This window comes from Mesorhizobium sp. WSM4989, from assembly GCF_029625795.1.
Lineage (GTDB): Bacteria > Pseudomonadota > Alphaproteobacteria > Rhizobiales > Rhizobiaceae > Mesorhizobium.
Window position 1 is genome coordinate 929395 of record NZ_JARTVN010000002.1, and the last position, 18526, is coordinate 947920.

General features: G+C 64.2%; 17 protein-coding genes. 15 read left to right on the forward strand and 2 right to left on the reverse strand.

Translation table 11 applies throughout. From position 1 onward, the window contains the following. The first annotated feature begins 71 nt into the window (after positions 1 to 71). The 10 genes from P9217_RS17235 (at position 72) to otsB (ending at position 11841) form a co-directional block, all read left to right on the forward strand. Positions 72 to 1139, forward strand: a complete 1068-nt coding sequence (locus P9217_RS17235) for a sugar ABC transporter substrate-binding protein (RefSeq protein WP_066992156.1) — start codon at positions 72 to 74, stop codon at positions 1137 to 1139. A 162-nt stretch (positions 1140 to 1301) separates the two neighbouring features. Further along, positions 1302 to 2114 (forward strand): ATP-binding cassette domain-containing protein, encoded by an 813-nt coding sequence (locus P9217_RS17240; RefSeq protein ID WP_278087336.1) that lies wholly within the window; start codon positions 1302 to 1304, stop codon positions 2112 to 2114. Further along, a complete protein-coding gene (locus P9217_RS17245) occupies positions 2111 to 3364 on the forward strand; it encodes an ABC transporter permease (protein ID WP_095802294.1) in 1254 nt (417 codons plus the stop codon). The genes P9217_RS17240 and P9217_RS17245 overlap by 4 nt, the downstream gene beginning before the upstream one ends. A gap of 22 nt (positions 3365 to 3386) precedes the next feature. Continuing rightward, a complete protein-coding gene (locus P9217_RS17250; protein WP_278087337.1) occupies positions 3387 to 4115 on the forward strand; it encodes an SDR family oxidoreductase in 729 nt (242 codons plus the stop codon). A 40-nt stretch (positions 4116 to 4155) separates the two neighbouring features. Further along, a complete protein-coding gene (locus P9217_RS17255) occupies positions 4156 to 4914 on the forward strand; it encodes a glucose 1-dehydrogenase (protein WP_127243566.1) in 759 nt (252 codons plus the stop codon). A 40-nt stretch (positions 4915 to 4954) separates the two neighbouring features. After that, a complete protein-coding gene (locus P9217_RS17260) occupies positions 4955 to 5725 on the forward strand; it encodes an L-iditol 2-dehydrogenase (RefSeq protein ID WP_127239832.1) in 771 nt (256 codons plus the stop codon). Between the two features lie 93 nt (positions 5726 to 5818). Continuing rightward, positions 5819 to 6877 carry a glycosyltransferase family 4 protein gene (locus tag P9217_RS17265; protein ID WP_127239831.1) on the forward strand — a complete coding sequence of 353 codons (1059 nt, stop codon included), beginning with the start codon at positions 5819 to 5821 and terminating at the stop codon, positions 6875 to 6877. Between the two features lie 40 nt (positions 6878 to 6917). Beyond that, positions 6918 to 9080, forward strand: a complete 2163-nt coding sequence (locus P9217_RS17270) for an amylo-alpha-1,6-glucosidase (RefSeq protein ID WP_067328824.1) — start codon at positions 6918 to 6920, stop codon at positions 9078 to 9080. A 188-nt stretch (positions 9081 to 9268) separates the two neighbouring features. Next, positions 9269 to 11062 (forward strand): trehalose-6-phosphate synthase, encoded by a 1794-nt coding sequence (locus P9217_RS17275; RefSeq protein ID WP_278087338.1) that lies wholly within the window; start codon positions 9269 to 9271, stop codon positions 11060 to 11062. Beyond that, positions 11059 to 11841, forward strand: coding sequence for a trehalose-phosphatase (gene otsB / locus P9217_RS17280; protein WP_278054293.1), 783 nt, complete (start codon positions 11059 to 11061; stop codon positions 11839 to 11841). The genes P9217_RS17275 and otsB overlap by 4 nt, the downstream gene beginning before the upstream one ends. A gap of 92 nt (positions 11842 to 11933) precedes the next feature. Here the strand turns inward: otsB and P9217_RS17285 are convergent, their stop codons facing one another. Both P9217_RS17285 and P9217_RS17290 read right to left on the reverse strand, forming a co-directional pair. After that, a complete protein-coding gene (locus tag P9217_RS17285) occupies positions 11934 to 12239 on the reverse strand; it encodes a hypothetical protein (RefSeq protein WP_095779425.1) in 306 nt (101 codons plus the stop codon). A 227-nt stretch (positions 12240 to 12466) separates the two neighbouring features. Then, on the reverse strand, positions 12467 to 13498 hold the full coding sequence (locus P9217_RS17290; RefSeq protein ID WP_278087339.1) for a hydroxyacid dehydrogenase: 1032 nt from the start codon (positions 13496 to 13498) through the stop codon (positions 12467 to 12469). Positions 13499 to 13636: 138 nt separating this feature from the next. Between P9217_RS17290 and P9217_RS17295 the strand changes: the two genes are divergently transcribed. From P9217_RS17295 to P9217_RS17315, 5 genes are all read left to right on the forward strand, one after another. Beyond that, a complete protein-coding gene (locus P9217_RS17295; protein ID WP_127239830.1) occupies positions 13637 to 14710 on the forward strand; it encodes a LacI family DNA-binding transcriptional regulator in 1074 nt (357 codons plus the stop codon). Between the two features lie 74 nt (positions 14711 to 14784). Then, complete coding sequence (locus P9217_RS17300; RefSeq protein WP_245460845.1) at positions 14785 to 15774, forward strand: substrate-binding domain-containing protein; 990 nt, start codon at positions 14785 to 14787, stop codon at positions 15772 to 15774. 125 nt (positions 15775 to 15899) lie between these two features. Then, on the forward strand, positions 15900 to 16892 hold the full coding sequence (locus P9217_RS17305) for an ABC transporter permease (RefSeq protein WP_067328839.1): 993 nt from the start codon (positions 15900 to 15902) through the stop codon (positions 16890 to 16892). Continuing rightward, a complete protein-coding gene (locus P9217_RS17310) occupies positions 16889 to 17665 on the forward strand; it encodes an ATP-binding cassette domain-containing protein (RefSeq protein ID WP_066992195.1) in 777 nt (258 codons plus the stop codon). The genes P9217_RS17305 and P9217_RS17310 overlap by 4 nt, the downstream gene beginning before the upstream one ends. 1 nt (position 17666) lies before the next feature. Continuing rightward, a complete protein-coding gene (locus P9217_RS17315) occupies positions 17667 to 18521 on the forward strand; it encodes a sugar phosphate isomerase/epimerase family protein (protein ID WP_127239829.1) in 855 nt (284 codons plus the stop codon). Positions 18522 to 18526 lie beyond the last annotated feature (5 nt).

Here is an 18526-nt window from a genome sequence, read left to right on the forward strand (position 1 = left end):
TGCGCGAGCAGCATCCGCGGCTCGATGTCGAAGTCCGTTTAGATCACACAATGGGAATTGGAGAAGACCTTATGTCCAGATACGTGTCCAGATTGACAGCAGCCGCGATGGCCGTCTCGAGCCTCGCTCTTGGGGCGACTTTTGCCAATGCGCAGGATATCGCCGGCTCCACGGTCGCGTTCCTGATGCCCGACCAGGGCTCGACGCGTTACGAAGAGCATGATCATCCGGGCTTCGTCGCTGAAATGAAGAAGCTTTGCGACAGCTGCAAGGTGCTCTATCTCAATGCCGACGCCGACGTCACCAAGCAACAGCAGCAGTTCAACTCCGTCATCACCCAGGGCGCGAAGGTTGTCGTGCTCGACCCGGTCGATTCCGCGGCGGCGGCCTCGCTGGTGCACAATGCGCAGGCTCAGGGCGTCAAGGTGATCGCCTATGACCGTCCGATCCCCACGGCCAAGGCCGATTTCTATGTATCGTTCGACAACAAGGCCATCGGCAAGGCGATCGCCGCCTCGCTGGTCGAGCATCTCAAGGCCAAGGGCGTGTCGAGCGACGGCGATGTCGGCGTGCTGCAGATCAACGGCTCGCCGACCGACGCCGCGGCGGGCCTGATCAAGGACGGCATCCATGAGGGTCTCAAGACCGGCAGCTACAAGACGCTCGCCGAGTTTGACACGCCGAACTGGGCGCCATCGAATGCCCAGCAATGGGCGGCGGGACAGATCTCGCGCTTCGGCAACAAGATCGTCGGCGTGGTCGCCGCCAACGACGGCACGGGCGGCGGCGCCATTGCCGCCTTCAAGGCAGCCGGCGTCGATCCGGTGCCGCCGGTGACGGGCAACGACGCGACGATCGCCGCCTTGCAGCTCATCATTGCCGGCGACCAGTACAACACTATCTCCAAGCCGAGCGAAATCGTCGCCGCGGCGGCGGCAAACGTTGCTGTGCAGCTTCTCAAGGGCGAGACTCCGAAAGCCGAGACAACGCTGTACGATACGCCCTCGCAACTCTTCGTGCCGGCGGTGGTGACGCAGGAGAATTTGAAGGCCGAAATCATCGACAAGAAGATCCAGACCGCAGCCCAGCTCTGCACCGACCGCTACGCCGAAGGCTGCAAGAAGCTCGGCATTCAATAAGGAGCGATGCGGCTGAAGCCGCATCGTCTCCCAAAGCGATGCGGCGCAGCCGCGTCGCCTGCGATATGCTCGGCTGGCCCGTCAGGGCTGAGAGCCGGGTGTGTCCGGCCGCTCCCTCCTGGCGGCCGGACAGATCGACCAAAACGCGGGAAGAGACACGCAATGGCAATACTCGACGCACCGCCCACGACGAGCCGTCCGCCGGTGCTTAGCCTGCGCGGCATCTCGAAGAATTTCGGCGCGGTGTCGGCTCTCACCGACGTCGATCTCGACATCAATGCCGGGGAAATCGTAGCCCTGGTTGGCGACAACGGCGCCGGCAAGTCGACGCTGGTGAAAATCCTGGCCGGCGCGCATATGCCGAGCTCGGGCTCGATCACTTTCGACGGCCAGCCGGTGACGCTTGCCAATCCCGCCGCGGCGCTGAAGCTCGGCATCGCCACCGTCTTCCAGGATCTCGCGCTCTGCGAAAACCTCGACGTCGTGGCCAACATCTTTCTCGGCCGCGAGCTTCATCCGCTTCGCCTCGACGAGGTCTCGATGGAGGTCCGCGCCTGGACACTGCTCAACGAGCTCTCGGCACGGATTCCCAGCGTGCGCGAGCCGGTGGCGTCGCTGTCGGGCGGGCAGCGGCAGACGGTGGCGATCGCCCGCTCGCTGCTGATGGAGCCGCGCGTGATCCTCCTCGACGAGCCCACCGCCGCACTCGGCGTCGCGCAGACCGCTGAAGTGCTGAATCTCATTGAGCGCGTGCGGGATCGCGGGCTGGGCGTCGTCATGATCAGCCACAACATGGAGGACGTGCGCGCCGTGGCCGACCGCATCGTGGTGCTGAGGCTCGGCCGCAACAACGGCATCTTCCTGCCCGGCGCCTCCAATCAGGAGCTGGTCACGGCGATCACCGGCGCCGACGACAATGCGGTCTCGCGGCGCGGCAGGCGCACGGCCGAGAAAGCGCAAGGAGAACAGCCATGACCACGGCGTCCGACCGCAATCCCGGCGCGCTGCTCGATCGCAGCGACGAACGGCTGAAGGATCGCAGCGGCGCCAAGGGCGTCATCAGGGGCTTCCTCGACCGCGTCCGCTCCGGCGATCTCGGCTCGCTGCCCGTGGTTGTCGGGCTGGTTTTGATCTGCACGATCTTCCAGACGCTCAACCCGGTATTCCTGTCGCCGAACAATCTGGTCAATCTTTTGTTCGACTGCTCGACGGTCGGCATCATCTCGCTCGGCATCGTCTGCGTGCTAATGGTGGGCGAGATCGACCTGTCCGTCGGGTCCGTCAGCGGCCTGGCCTCCGCGCTGCTCGGCGTGCTGTGGGTGCAGTGGGGCTGGCCGGTCGCGCTTGCCATGCTGGCGGCGATGGCGGTCGGGTTCGTGACCGGCTGCGTCTACGCGCTGCTGCTCAACAGGCTCGGCATGCCAAGCTTCGTCTCGACGCTTTCGGGCCTGCTCGCCTTCCTGGGATTGCAGCTCTACATCCTCGGCCCGACGGGCTCGATCAACCTGCCTTACGATTCGCCGCTGGTGAATTTCGGCCAGCTTCTGGTGATGCCACACTGGGTGTCGCACACTTTGGCCGTCGTGCCCGGCGTGCTTGCCCTGGCTCTCGGCTATCGCAAGGCGCAACGCCGCCAGGCCGCCGGCCTGTCATCGCGTTCGCTGGGCGGGCTGCTGCTCCAGGCGGTCGCGATCACGGTCGCGCTCGAACTGGTGGCTTACTACCTCAACCTGTCGCGCGGCGTGCCCTGGATGTTCGCGTTGTTCGTCGGCCTGGTCGTGGCGATGAACTATGCGCTGAAGCGCACCCAATGGGGCCGCTCGATGACCGCTGTCGGCGGCAACCGCGAAGCGGCGCGTCGCGCCGGCATCAATGTCCGGCTGATCTACGCCAGCGCCTTCGCGCTCTGCGCCACGCTGGCGGCGACGGGCGGCCTGCTCTCGGCAGCACGCCTGGCAACCGCCAGCCAGCAGGCCGGCACCGGCGACGTCAATCTCAACGCCATCGCGGCGGCCGTCATCGGCGGCACCAGCCTGTTCGGCGGCCGCGGCAGCGCCTATTCGGCGCTGCTTGGCATCATCGTCATCCAATCCATCGCAAGCGGCCTGACGCTGCTCGATCTGTCATCCTCGCTCCGGTACATGATCACCGGCTGCGTGCTGGCGATCGCGGTCATCGTCGATTCTCTCGCCCGCCGCTCGCGTGTCTCACACGGCCGCGCCTGACGGCCTATCGAAGAGGATCGCAATGTCTGAAAGTCTTTCCGGCCAGGTTGCCGCAATCACTGGCGCTGCCTCGGGCATCGGGTTGGAATGCGCCCGCACCATGCTCGCAGCCGGCGCGAAGGTCGTCCTTGTCGACCGGGCCGAGGACCGGCTTCAGAAACTTGTCGCGGAGCTCGGCGACAATGCTTATGCCGTCGTCACCGACCTGCTCGATCCGGCGAGCGTCAACCGCATGATGCCCGAGATCCTCGAAAAGGCGGGCCAGCTCGACATCTTCCATGCCAATGCCGGCGCCTATGTCGGCGGGGAGGTAGCGTCGGGCGATCCCGACCAGTGGGATAGGATGCTCAACCTCAACGTCAACGCCGTGTTCCGCACGGTGCACGCCGTGCTGCCGCATATGATCGAGCGGAAGAGCGGCGATATCATCGTCACCAGTTCGGTGGCCGGCTTCGTTCCCGTGGTCTGGGAGCCGATCTACACCGCCTCGAAATTCGCCGTGCAGGCATTCGTCCATACGGTCCGGCGCCAGGTGCTGAAGCACGGCATTCGCGTCGGTGCAGTCGCTCCCGGTCCGGTGGTGACGGCGCTGCTCAGCGACTGGCCAAAGGCCAAGATGGAAGAAGCGCTCGCCGCCGGCAGCCTGATGGAGGCGAAGGAAGTGGCGGACGCCGTGCTGTTCATGCTGACGCGACCGCGCAACATCACCATTCGCGACCTCGTCATCCTGCCGCAGAGCGTGGACATCTGAGCGGCTTGCCGACCGGCCTTCGCAGAACGGAACCGCCGCCATGATCCTCGACCGCTTCCGACTGGACGACAATGTCGCGCTGGTGACCGGCGGCACGCGCGGCATCGGCCTCGCCATCGCGAAGGCGCTCGGCGAAGCCGGCGCACGCGTCGTCGTTGCGGGCCGGACGATGAAGGATGATGCGCGGCAGGAACTCGCGGGCCTCGCCTTCGACTTTCACGCCGCCGAGATGCTGGACGAGAAAGCGCCGGACAGGCTGGTCGCCGACACGCTCGCCAAGGCCGGCCGCCTCGACATCCTGGTCAATAGCGCCGGCATCGCCATCCATGGCGACAGCGGCGACTATCCGGAGGACATCTGGCGGCAGACGATGGCGATCAATGTCGATGCCGTCTTCCGCTGCTGCAGGGCGGCGCTGGCGCCGATGCGGCGCCAGGGAGGCGGCGCGATCCTCAATGTCGGCTCGATTTCCGGCATCGTCTCCAACATTCCCCAGAACCAGGTTGCCTATAGCAGTTCCAAGGCGGCGGTGCACATGATGACCAAGAGCCTCGCCAGCGAGGTGGCGGCCGATAACATCCGCGTCAACGCCGTCGCGCCCGGCTATATCGAAACGGACCTTTCGCGCGGCGGCATCGAGAATCCGGAATGGTTCCCGATCTGGCGCGGCATGACGCCGATGGGCCGCGTCGGCCAGCCGGAAGAAGTTGCGGCGGCCGCACTTTTCCTGTGCTCTCCCGCCTCAAGCTACGTGACCGGCGAGGTGCTGGTCATCGACGGCGGCTATACCACACGCTGAGATGGCGCTGAGCTTAGGGCGCTGAGACAGGAGAATTGCGATGAAACTCAAGGACAAGGTCGCCGTCGTCACTGGCGGCGCGCAAGGCATCGGCGCAGCCATCGTGCGCGGTTTCGCCGCCGAAGGCGCCCATGTCGTGATCGCCGATATGGCACTAGACAAGGCGGAAGCGCTTGCGCGCGAGCTCGAAGGCAAAGCTACCGCTCTGCAACTCGACGTGCGCGACCTCGCCTCGATCGAGGCGATGGTCGCTTCGGTGACGAGGACGCATGGCGGGATCGACATATTGGTCAACAATGCCGCCGTCTTCGACATGGGGCCGCTTCTCGAGATTTCGGAGAAGAGCTTCGACCTGCAGTTCTCGGTCAATGTGAAAGGGCTGTTGTTCACGCTGCAGGCGGTGGCCAAGCGCATGGTCGCCCAAGGGCGCAAGGGGAAGATCATCAACATGGCCTCGCAGGCGGGACGGCGCGGCGAGGCGCTGGTCGCCGTCTATTGCGCCACCAAGGCCGCCGTAATCAGCATCACGCAATCGGCCGGCCTTGCACTGATCAAGCACGGCATCAACGTCAACGGCATCGCGCCTGGTGTGGTCGACACACCGATGTGGGACCAGGTCGACGCCCTGTTCGCGCGCTACGAGAACCTGCCGATCGGCGAGAAGAAGCGGCAGGTCGGGCTGGCGGTGCCGGCGGGGCGCATGGGCGATCCCGACGATTACCGGGGTGCGGCTGTCTTCCTGGCATCGAGCGAGGCCGACTACGTCGTGGCGCAGACGCTCAATGTGGACGGCGGCAACTGGATGAGTTGATTGGCCGAAGCTCGAGGCCCCGCCTGCGACAATCGGGCAGGAACGATCTGGCGGCTGACGCATTTTGGTTCCCATCAACCATTTGAGGGAACCATGCGCATCGCTCATGTCGCGCCGCTCTATGAATCCGTGCCGCCGAAACTATATGGCGGCACCGAGCGGATCGTGTCCTATCTCACCGAAGCGCTGGTGGAAGTCGGGCACGAAGTGACCCTGTTCGCCAGCGGCGACAGTGAGACCTCGGCGCGGCTGGTGCCCGGTCGCGACCAGGCGATCCGTCTCGATCCGCGGCCGAAAAAGTCCGAGATTGCGGCGCATATGGCGATGCTTTGCCAGGTGCGCGAGCGGGCGGACGAGTTCGACGTCATACACTTCCATCTCAGCCATTTCGTGCATTTTCCATTCTTCGAACATATGGCGGGGCGAACGGTGACGACCCCGCATGGCCGGCTCGACTATGTCGACCTGGCGCCGGCCTACAAGCGCTTCCCGCGCTTTCCGATGATCTCCATCTCGCACAGCCAGAAGCGCGGATTGCCCGACGCCAACTGGCTGGCGACGATCCATCACGGGATTCCGGTCGATGCGTATCAGCCCACGTACAATCCCTCGGCCGAGGAACCCTATTTGGCTTTCCTGGGCCGGCTGTCTCGCGACAAGCGCCCGGATCGAGCGATCGAGATCGCGCGGCGGTCCGGTTTGAAGCTTAAGCTGGCGGCCAAGATCGGCGATGACGATCGCGCCTATTTTCACGACGAGATCGAGGCGCTCATCGACGGCGACCGGGTCGACTATATCGGCGAGATCGCGGAACACGAGAAGGCCGAGTTTCTCGGCAATGCCGCGGGCCTGCTGTTTCCCATCGACTGGCCGGAGCCGTTCGGCCTGGCGCCGATCGAGGCGATGGCTTGCGGCACGCCGGTAATCGCCTGGAACTGCGGCGCCCTGCCGGAGCTCATCGACCAGGGCGTGACCGGCTTTGTCGTGGACTCTGTCGATGATGCGGTCGCTGCGATGCCGGCCCTGCTCGGACTTGACCGACGGCAGGTGAGAGTGGTCTTCGAAAAGCGGTTTTCAGCCACCAGGATGGCGCGCGACTATCTTGCCGCCTATATGCGCCTGATCGGTATCCAGGAGGCGAGAGCCTCCTGATCGGCATTCTCTTGGGGCGGGGCAAGCGAAGAGGTGACGAATGACGCAGCTCGACGAGCGCAAGCTCGATCCCGCCGTAGCCCTTGCCTCGCTCGACGAAACGGCGCCGCGGGAGCCGCACCGGCTGTTCGCGCTCAAACAGGGCGATTGTTTCGCGGTCACCGACGCCTATGGTGACATCAGGGGAGCCGGCGACGGTTTCTTTCGCGACGACACGCGCGTTCTTTCCGAGTTCCGCCTGACGATCGGCGGCAGGCCGATGTCGCTGCTCGGCGCCTCGCTCAGCCAGGACAATGTTCTCTTCACCAGCAACCTCACCAACTTGCCGATACAGAGCGCCGCCGGCCGCGACATTCCGCAAGGCGCGATCCATATCGAGCGCGTCAGGCTGATCTGGCAGGACAGGCTATTCGATCGCATCACGCTTTCCAACTACAGCCGCGAGCATTCGACCATCGCCATCTCCTTGCATTTCGCCGCCGACTTTCGCGACATGTTCGAGGTGCGCGGCTCGACACGGCCGAAACGTGGAACGGTCCATCTGGCGAAGACCGATAAGGCGTCCGTTATGCTCGGCTATGACGGTCTCGACGGCCTGCCGCGCCAGTCGGCAATCTCCTTCTCGCAAGCTCCCGACCAACTGAGCGACAATCGTGCCGACTTCCTCATCGCGGTGACCAAGCGCAGCAGCAAGGTGCTTTATGTCGAAGTGGGACCGGAAGTTGCCGAAACGCCCAATCGCGACCGGTTCCGGGCCGCTGCCGCACGCGCGCGTTTTGCCATGCGCGCCAAGCGCCGGCATGGCGCCACCGTCCACAGCTCCGGTCGCGTCTTCAACGATTGGGTCGAACGCGCCCGCGCGGATGTCGCGTTGCTTACCACCGAGCTTCCTACCGGGCCTTATCCTTATGCCGGCATCCCGTGGTTCTCCACGGCCTTCGGCCGCGACGGCGTGATCTCCGGCTTGCAGATGCTGTGGCTCAATCCGGGTCTCGCGCGCGGCGTGCTGGCGTTCCTTGCCGAACATCAGGCGACGGAGACGTCGCCCTTCATCGATTCCCAGCCAGGCAAAATCATGCATGAGACGCGCAAGGGCGAAATGGCGGCACTGCGCGAGCTTCCCTTCGGCCGCTATTATGGCGGCGTCGACACGACCCCGCTCTACATTCATCTCGCCTGCGCCTATGCCGACCGCACCGGCGACATGGCCTTCATCGACACGCTCTGGCCATCGCTCAAGGCGGCCGCCGAGTGGACGGAAGAGGCAAGCCGGGCAACGGGTTTCGTCACCTACCAACGCGCGGCGGAGTCCGGCCTCGCCAACCAGGGCTGGAAAGACAGCGTCGACTCGGTCTTCCATGCCGATGGCCGCATGCCCAAAGGACCGATCGCGCTGGTCGAGGTGCAAGGCTATGTCTTTGCCGCTTATCGCGGCCTTGCCGCGCTCGCACGCCGCCGCGGCGAGTTTGCCGATGCCGAACATTGGGAGAACCGCGCCGAGGAAATGCGGATCGCCGTCGAGCGTGACTTCTGGATCGAGGATCTAAACTTCTACGCCATCGCGATCGACGGCGAAGGCCAGCCCTGCAAGGTGCGAACGTCAAATGCGGGGCATCTGCTCTATGCCGGGCTGCCGCAGCCGGAGCGTGCCAAGATTGTCGCCGATCAATTGCTGTCGGCTTCCTTCCATTCCGGCTGGGGACTGAGGACGCTTGCGGACGACGCGATCTTCTTCAACCCAATGTCCTACCATAACGGCTCGATCTGGCCGCACGACACGGCGCTCTGCGGTGTCGGCCTCTCGCGCTATGGCGAGCGCGAAAGTGTCGTGCGGCTGATGAGCGGCACGTTCGAGTCGGCCGTGCACTTCAACATGCGGCTGCCGGAATTGTTCTGCGGCTTCACCCGGGCGCCAGGCGAGGCGCCGATCGCCTATCCTGTCGCCTGTCTGCCGCAGGCCTGGTCGGCAGGCTCCACCTTCATGCTGATGCAGGCCTGCCTCGGTCTGGAAATCGACGGTTGGAAAGGCGAGTTGCGCGTCACCCGCCCACGGATGCCTATCGGTATCGACACGCTCACGCTCCGGCATCTGTCCGTCGGCAATAAGACTATCGACCTCACCTTCCAGCGTGTCGGGGACCGCGTCGTTGCCTTCCTCGCCGATCGGCATGAGGGCCTGGTGCCGCTGATTGTGCGGACTTAGACGGGTCGATTGCGCAATTCCGGACGGAAAACCGTTACGAGAGCGGAGTTCCGCAAATGCATCCGGCAGTCGAAAAATGTCGGAACCGACGAGCGCCCTATGCGTTTGCAAACCGGAACCGGCACACCTCTCCGCAGCCGGCAAGAACGAAAACAAAATAGCGAACAGCCGGAGGCAACCTGGCATCAATGGCACAGTATGGCGTCGACCTCTTGTGGGTCCTTATCCTAGCTAGTCTCGGACTCAGCGCTCTCGCGATCTTCGTCTCAATAACCAGGCACCGTCACCAGCATGCAACGGCTGTGAACACGCCCGGTGCGGGCGAGGACGTCGCATCGGAAGCCGCACGCAAGGTGTTGCGCGAATTCGAGAAGAACGGGCAGTCGGTCGACGCCGCCCTCGTCACCTGGTCACCGGAGACGCTGCGCAAGATCCTTGCCGAGGATCTGCCGGACGCACAGGTCATCGTCGTCTCCAACCGCGAGCCCTACATCCACAATGAGGACGAGAACGGCGATGTCGAGCTCGTCGTGCCGGCGAGCGGACTGGTCTCGGCACTGGAGCCGATCACGCGCGCCTGCGCCGGCACCTGGATCGCCTATGGCGGCGGAAGCGCGGATCGTCAGGTCGTCGACCGCCACGACCGGGTACAGGTGCCGCCCGAAAATCCATCTTATGCCCTGCGCCGGGTCTGGCTGACCGATGAGGAATATCAGGGCTATTATCTCGGCTTCGCCAATGAAGGGCTTTGGCCGCTCTGCCATATAGCCTTTACCCGACCGATCTTCCGCGAGTCGGACTGGGCGGCCTACGAGGCCGTCAACCGCAAATTCGCCGAAACGGTGGTTGCCGAGGCGCGCAACGAGAGGCCGATCGTGCTGGTCCAGGATTATCATTTCGCGCTGCTGCCGCGCATGATCCGCGAGCGCCTGCCCGAGGCGATTGTCATCACCTTCTGGCACATCCCGTGGCCGAATTCGGAAGTGTTCAGCATCTGTCCGTGGCGCGAGCGCATTCTGGATGGGCTGCTGGGCAGCTCGATCATCGGCTTCCACACCCAGTTCCATGCCAACAACTTCACCGAGAGCGTCGACCGCTTCATGGAGAGCCGGATCGAACGGGCGGATGCCGCGGTGTCCTATGGCGGCCAGACGACTTTGGTCCACGCCTACCCCATCTCTATCGAATGGCCAGTGCAACTCCTGAAGAGCCTGCCGCCGGTCGAGGAATGCCGCGCGCAAATCCGCGAGCGGTTCGGAATTCCAGCCGACGCCAAGCTGTGCGTCGGTGTCGAGCGCCTCGACTACACCAAGGGCATTCTCGACCGCTTCCATGCGCTGGAGGAACTGTTCATCCGCTACCCTGAAATGATCGGCAAGGCGGTGTTCCTGCAGGTCGCCGCACCGAGCCGGGGCACATTGCCGGCCTACAAGCACCTGCATGAGGAATGCCAGCGGCTCGCCGAGGGACTCAACGAGCGCTACGGCAACGGCAGCTATCGTCCGGTCGTGCTCGTGGCCGAGCATCACTCGCAGAAGGACGTCTACAAGATCTACCGCGCGGCCGACATCTGCCTCGTCACCAGCCTGCATGATGGCATGAACCTCGTGGCCAAGGAGTTCGTTGCCGCGCGAGACGACGAGGAGGGCGTGCTCCTGCTCAGCACGTTTGCCGGCGCCTCGCGCGAACTGCTCGAGGCGCTGATCGTCAATCCTTACGACGCGGCGATGATGAGCGATGCCATGCGGCAGGCGCTGGTCATGGGGCCCGACGAGCAGCGCGAGCGCATGCGCCGCATGCGCGAGATCGTACGCGACAACAATGTCTATCGCTGGGCCGGCAGCATGCTGCTCGACGCGGCGCGATTGAGGAAGCGCGGCGAGCTCGACCGCGTCACCGCCTTGTCTGACCGCTCGGCAAACACCAACGGCGACAATGTCGTCTCTATCTTCGAACGCAAACAGGCGGTCGGATTCCGATGAACATCCAGGCAGATTTGACCCCGCCGCTCCCCGAAGGCCGGTGGGCGCTCTTCCTCGATATCGATGGCACCTTGCTCGAGCACGCCGCCCATCCAGATAGCGTCGCGGTCAGCGCGGAGTTGCGTTCGCTGCTGCAAGCGGTCGAGCACCGGCTGGATGGAGCGCTCGCCTTCATCACCGGCCGCTCCATCGCGGCCGTCGACCGGCTGTTCGACCCTGTGAAGCTGCGGATCGCCGGCCTCTACGGGCTGGAGCACAGGCTGACACCGGGCGGGAAAATCGAGGCCGCCGACGAGCCGGCGGATATGGCCGCACTTGCCGACGAAATCGAGCTGGAGCTGGCAAGCAAGGCCGTCTATGTCGAGCGCAAGGGGCCGGTGCTCGCCATCCACACGCGGGCAGCGCCGCAATTGCTGGCCCGCGCGACGGAACTGGTCGAGACAGCACTTGCCCGGCTGCCGAAAGGCTACCGCGTAATTGCCGGCAATGCCGGTGTCGAACTGATGCCGCTGGAGGCGGCCAAGGGCGCCGCAATCCGGCGCTTCATGCAGCTTGAACCTTTCACCGGACGGCGTCCGGTATTCCTCGGCGACGACACGTCCGACGAAAACGGTTTTGAGACCGTCAATGCCGCGGGCGGGATCTCGATCCGCGTGAGACCGCAGGGCGAGACCGCGGCGCGTTTCGCCATCGCCGATGTCGCCAGCGCGATCGCCTGGCTCGCGGCGAATTTCAATGACGGCTTCGAGCCGGCGGACCGCAGCGATCTGGTTGCCTGATCAATCTCGGGAAAAGTGCGTCACGGTCCTTCGTCTGGGATCGCAAAACGGCCCCACAACGGGGCCGTTTTGTCGGTAGCTGCACTGATTGGTTACTTGCTGCCGCCGTTCTCCTTGACGCTGCTGCAGAACTCCGGATGGCTGTTGGCTGCATTGGCGTTCTTGGCCTCGTCTTCACAAGCCGTCATCATCGCGGTCTGGTCCTCCGGCGACATTGCCTTCCACGCCTTCACGAAGGCGTCCTTGCTGACCATCGTCTTCATGCTGGAGTCGGTGTAGAAGGGCTGCATCTTGGCTGGGTCATCCAGCGCCGACGTGCCGGTTTCGCCAGCGGCGAGAGCCGAGCCGGCGACCATCGAAAGGGTCATTGCGCCAAGGCAGATCATCTTGATGTTCATGACATAACCTCCTGTTTCTCTGGATCGTTCGAGAAACGATCGTGTCATCAACGGAAGGTCCGGATCAAAGTTCCTCTATTCCCGTGAAATGCAGAAAAAAATTCTGAAGAAAAAATGGTCCTGAGAGGGCCGAAACTCTCCGTGGTCCGGCCGTTAAGTTTGGTTGCATTACACTGAGGGCGGCAATCAGTAGCAGGAACGCTAATGTTCCAGGCGACGAGGCGCGATCAGTTCCTGTCGACCGGCTTGGAGCGCATCCGCGAAACGGTCTCTCGCTCGGCGCGCTTGGAGCGCATCGGCGGCAGACCGCGATCGACGAGCTCCATGTCCTCCAGCACCATGTCGCCCATGCGCTTGAAGGCAACGTCGAGCGCGCCGGCGCGGTGGGCTGAGCGCAGAAAGCCGGAAAGCGAGCGCACCGGATGGTCCTTCGCCAGCGGCTCCTCGGGAAACACGTCGCTGGCCGCAACGACATGGCCGCTTTTGACCGCTTCCATCAGCGCCGGGAAATCGACGACGCCGGCGCGGCTGAGCAGGATGAAAGCGGCGCCCTGGCGCATCTTGGCGAAAGCGTCGGCGCCGAGAAAACCCTGGTTCTCGCTGGTCACCGAGGCGACGACGAAAACGAAATCGCTTTCCGACAGCACCCTTTCGAGCGAGGCCGGCTCGACGCCATGCTCCACCAGCACGGAAGGTGGTAGCCAGGGATCGAAGACCCTAGTGCGCGTTCGGAAGCCGGTCAGCAGCCGATTGAGAGCGCGGCCAAGATCGCCGAAGCCGATGATGCCGACATCCGAACCCGAGAGGAGTCGCGCCGTCTGGTTGCCGTCACCGCCCCATAGTTCCTTGCCTTGCCGGAAGGCGAGGTCGGCATCGACGATGCCGCGCGCCAGGTTTAGCGCCATGGCAAGGCCGAGTTCCGCCACCGGCTCCGCGAACACCAGGCCGGTGGTGACGACGTGAATGCCGCGGGCAAACAGCGTCTCATAGGGCATGTTGTTGATGAGATTGGTCTCGACGTTGAAGATGCAGCGCAGCGCTTTCAACCTCTCCAGCGTCTGAGGGGTGATCGGCGGCTGGCCGACGATGTAGCGGGCTTCGGCCAGCACATCTGTCGGCAACTCCGAGACGCCTTCCGGCGTTGTCTCGACGATGCGATATCTTTTGCGGAAGCGCGCCAGCTGCGGCGGCGTGAAGATCAGGTCGAGCGTGCGCGGGTCGGGTGCGCTGATCACCAGCGGCGAGGCTTTGTTGGACATGATTTTCCTCCCGGCGCGATTGGATCGCACCAATCATATCAGCGTTTTTACTCCCGATGAAACGATTTACAACAGCGAAAAATCGATTTATCGATTATGTTAACGAGAGGGCGACCACTCGCCTCCGGGAGAAGATTAATGGCGCAACAGCAGGCCCAGCAGCGGCGCGCGTCGATCCACGATGTGGCAAGCCAGGCGGGCGTGTCGGCGGCCACCGTTTCCAAGGTTCTTTCCGGCGTCACCACGGTAAAACCGGAAAACGCGCAGCGCGTCCTCGATGCCGTCGAGCTTCTGGGCTACCGCGTCGATCCGCTCGCCTCGGATATGCGCAGGGCCAAGCGTCGCATCATCGGCGCCATCATGCCGGAGTTCGAAAGCGAGTTCTTCGGCCAGATGGTGAGCGAGCTCGAAGGCCTCGCCGAGCAACGCGGCTATACGCTGGTCGCCGCCTCCAGCCGGGAATCGGAGCAACGTGAGAAGGAGATCCTCGCCCGCATGCATGACTGGCGCGTTGCCGGCGTCGTACTGGCGCCGGTGCGAAACGAGCACGGACCGGCGGCTGGTTTCATGAAAGCGAACGGCATGACAGGGGTGCTGATTGACCGCGTGCTTGCCGATGACGCCTTCGACACGGTTTCGGCCGACAGCGCTGCGGCAAGCGCCGAAGTGGCGCGCGCGCTGGTCAGCCAGGGCCATCGTCATGTTCTTGTGGTCGGTCTCGGCCAGCAGGCGGCGACCGTGCGCGCCCGGCTCGAAGGGTTTCGCAAGATGGCCCTTGAGCTTGCGCCCGACATCCGGATCGACGTCGTACTCTGCGAAAGCGATGTCGGGCCTTTGCGGACGCTGCTTCGCGATTATTTCAGCCAGCGGGAAGACGGCGGCGACAGGCCTACGGCGGTCTATTCGCTCTTCCTGAAGGGCACGCTGGTGGCGCTTTCGGAGTTTCGGCGGCGCGGCTGGCACTGCCCAAACGACATCTCGCTGGTCGGCTTCGACGACGCCGAATGGATGCAGGTGACGTGGCCGGCGATCGCCGCGGTGGTGCAGCCGGTGCGCGAGATCGCCGCCAACGCAATGGAGGTTTTGTTTCGCAGGATCGAAGGCGAGCGCGGCCCGCCGAGGGCGCGGCTCGAACCTTGCAAGGTGTTCATGCGGGAATCCGTTGGCTCGCCAGGCAGCGTCCCGCATTCCGGGGGAGGAGACCGACAATAACCCCCATTGTCGAAAACGGAAGAAGAGTGCCGGCCCTGGCCGAGGCATCCGGCGCAAAACAAACGGAGGACGGAATGACATCGCTTTCCACAAAGATAAATCGATTTACTCTCGCATTGGGCGTGGCGCTTACCTTTGCCGCGGTCGGCACTGCTAAGGCCGAGGACGGCGAATATGGCGTGCTGATGAAGACCTTGGCCAATCCGTTCTGGGGCGCGATGGCGCAGGGCGTCGCCGACGGCGCCAAGGAAGCCGGCGTGAAATACTTCCAGCAGGCGGCCGAAAGCGACCAGGCGGCCGAGCCGCAGCTCAACCTCTGCAACACGATGCTCGAGCGCAAGCCGGTGGCGATGATCACCGCCGCCATCAACTCGACCAACCTCTTGCCCTGCCTGAAATCGGCGCAGGATGCCGGCATCAAGATCGTCGATCTCGACAACAATCTCGACCAGGCGGTTCTCGACAAGGAAGGCGTCAAGGTCACCTTCCATATCGGTTCCGACAACGTCGCCGCGGGTGCGCAAGGGGCCGAATATCTCGTCTCCAAGCTTGGCAAGGACGCCAAGGGTCCGGTGCTGGTGATCGAGGGTCTCTCCGGCAACATCACCGGCGAGAAGCGCGCCAAGGGCTTTGCCGACAAGCTCAAGGAACTGGCGCCGGGGCTCGAGGTCGTCGCCTCGCTGCCGGGCGACTGGGATCGTGGCAAGGCGGCCTCGATCGCCACCGACACACTGACGGCGCATCCCGATCTGGTTGCCATCTTCTGCGCCAACGACGGCATGGCGTTGGGCGCCGTGGAATCGGTCTACGCCGCCGGCAAGGGCGAGCAGGTGACGATCATCGGCGTGGACGGCAACATCGACGCGGTGAAATCGATCAAGGAAGGCCGTCTGAACGCTTCCGTCGCCCAGCTTCCCTATCTCGTCGGCAAGCAGGCGGTCGAGAACGTCAAGAAGGCGCTGGCTGGCGAGAAGGTCGAGGAAAGCATCGCGGTGCCCACCCTGGTGCTGACCAAGGACGTGCTCGACGCCGGCAAGGAGCCGATGCTGCAATATGTGAAGTAAGAGAAGGGAGTAGGGGAGTAGGTCCGTAGGGGAGTAGGAGTAGGAAGGTTTGCACTTCCAAGACCCGGCTCTCTCCCGCTCACTTCCCTATTCCCCTAGTTCCCTTACCCAGAAGGGTGAAAACCATGGCTTCCGAAACGGCGCAGCCCGGGTTTTGGGCTCGGGTGCAGCGCGCATCCGTCGAGAGGCTCCACATCAGGCTGGAGTCGCTGCTGGTGCTTGTGCTGCTGAGCGCGGCGATGGCGATTCTGTCGCCTTTCTTCCTGTCGCTCAGCAATTTCCTCAACATCCTGCTCGCGACGTCGACGATCGGCGTGCTGGCGATCGCCGCGACCTTCGTCATCGGTTCAGGTGGGCTCGATCTGTCGCTGGGATCGGTCATGGGCCTTGCCGGCGTGGCGGGGGCCTTCGTCGCCGTCAACCTCGGCTGGCCGTCGGTGTTCGCGGTGATCGCCTGCATTCTGGCCGGAAGTATCGCCGGCTACATCAACGGCCAACTGGTCACCCGCGCCTTCGTGCCGGCCTTCATCGTAACGCTCGGCATGCTGGGCCTTGCGCGCGGGCTGGCGCTCGTCATCTCACAGGGCAGGGCGATCTACGGCCTGCCGCCGGAGATCGTCTATATCGGACAAGGGAGGCCGCTCGGCATTCCGATGCCCGTCATCATCTTCGTGCTGACGGCGATCGTCGCGCATACGGTGCTTGCCTATACCCGCTTCGGTCGCCACACGTTGGCGCTCGGCGACAGCGAAGGCGCGGCGCGCGCCGCCGGCATCCGCGTCGAGCAGCATCGCCGCATCATCTACACGCTCTCCGGCGCGCTTGCCGGGCTTGCAGGTCTCTTGTTCACCGCCCGCGTCAATGCGGGCGACCCGACCGCAGGCATCAACTATGAGCTCACCGCGATCACCGCGGCGATCATCGGCGGCACCAATCTGTTCGGCGGCCGTGCCTCGATCCTCGGCACCATGATCGGCGCGCTGATCATGGGCGTGCTGCAGAACGGGCTGACGCTGCTTGCCGTGCAATCCTATTACCAGCAGATGGCGATCGGCGCGGTTCTCATCCTCGCGGTCTTCATCGACCAGTATCAGGTGCGGAAGGAGTCGCGCGTATGACCCTGCTTTCGCTCCACAAGATCCGCAAAAGCTTCGGGGCGGTCGACGTGCTGCATGGCGTCGACCTGTCGGTCGCAGCCGGCGAGGTGGTCGGGCTGGTCGGCGACAACGGCGCCGGCAAGTCGACGCTGATGAAGACCATCACCGGCATCTACCGCGCCGACACCGGCTCGATCGAGTTCGACGGCAAGGACATCCTCGCCCTCGACCCCGGCCAGCGGCGACGGCTCGGCATCGAGATGATCTACCAGGATCTGTCCTTGGCCAAGCAGCAGGACGTGGCCTCCAACATCTTCCTTGGCCGCGAGCCGACGAAAAGGCTGCTCGGCCTCTTCCCCGGCTTTGTCGACAAGACCGAGATGGATCGGCAGGCGGCGCGGATGATCGAGCGGCTCGGGGCGCACCTGCCGTCGATCAGTCGTTCCGTCGGCTCCTTCTCCGGCGGCCAGCAGCAGACGGTGGCCATCGCGCGGGCGCTCACCTTCAACCCGAAGCTCGTCATCATGGACGAGCCGACGGCGGCGCTCGCCGTGCGCGAGGTGCAGAGCGTGCTCGATCTCATCCGGCGGCTGAAGTCTGAAGGCATCGCCGTCATTTTGATTTCGCACCGGCTGAACGACGTGCTGTCGGTCACCGATCGCATCGTCGTGCTGCGCCACGGCAGGGCGGATGCCGATCTCGTCACCGCCAAAACCAACATGAACGAAGTCGTCAGCCGCATCGTCGGCGGCGGCGATACGGCCGCCGCGGCGGCGCACGAGCAACGAGGCTGATATGAATGTTTTCGGACTGCACACTTTCGCCATCGCCCCGGTCTGGGATCTGGCCCGCATCGAGCCGCAGATGGACCGGCTGAAGGAGCTCGGTATTGGCCTCATGGAAATCCCGCTGCTCAGACCCGAGGAGATCGACACCAAGCGCACGCGCGGTTTTGCAAACCATTATGGCGTGCAGCTCATTCCCTCGCTCGGCTTGCCGCGCGCGCTCGACGTGGTGGAGCGGCCGGAAGAGGCGCTCGACTTCCTGCAGCCGGCCTTCAACGTCTGCAACGAGGTGGGCGCCGAGGCGCTCGGCGGCGTCACCTATGGAACGATCGGCAAGACCACCGGCCGGGCGCCGACGCAGCGGGAGATCGACGGCATGTGCCGCTTCCTCGAACGGGCGGCAAAGTCGGCGAAGGCCCGCAGCCTGAAGCTCGGCATCGAACCCTGCAACCGCTACGAGACGCATCTGATCAACCGCGGCGTCGACGCGGCGCGCATCATCGAGCGCATCGGCGCCGACAACATCTTCATCCATCTCGACACCTACCACATGCATATCGAGGAAGAGAGCTTCGCGGCCGGCTTCGAGGCGGCGGCGCCCTTCCTCGGCTATGTGCATGTGTCGGAGGCCAATCGCGGCGTGCCGGGGCGCGGCATGCTGAACTGGGCAGCCTGCATGAAGGCGATCGCCGATATCGGCTATGCGGGCCCGATCACGCTCGAAAGCATGAACCATGTCGACGTCGACATCGCCGGGGGGCTCGCGGTATGGCGTCCGGTGGCGGAAGACCCGCGCGACGTCATCGAGGTGGGGCTGCCCTTCCTGCGCGAGGAAGCGAAGAAGGCGGGGCTGACACTCGGGTAACGAAG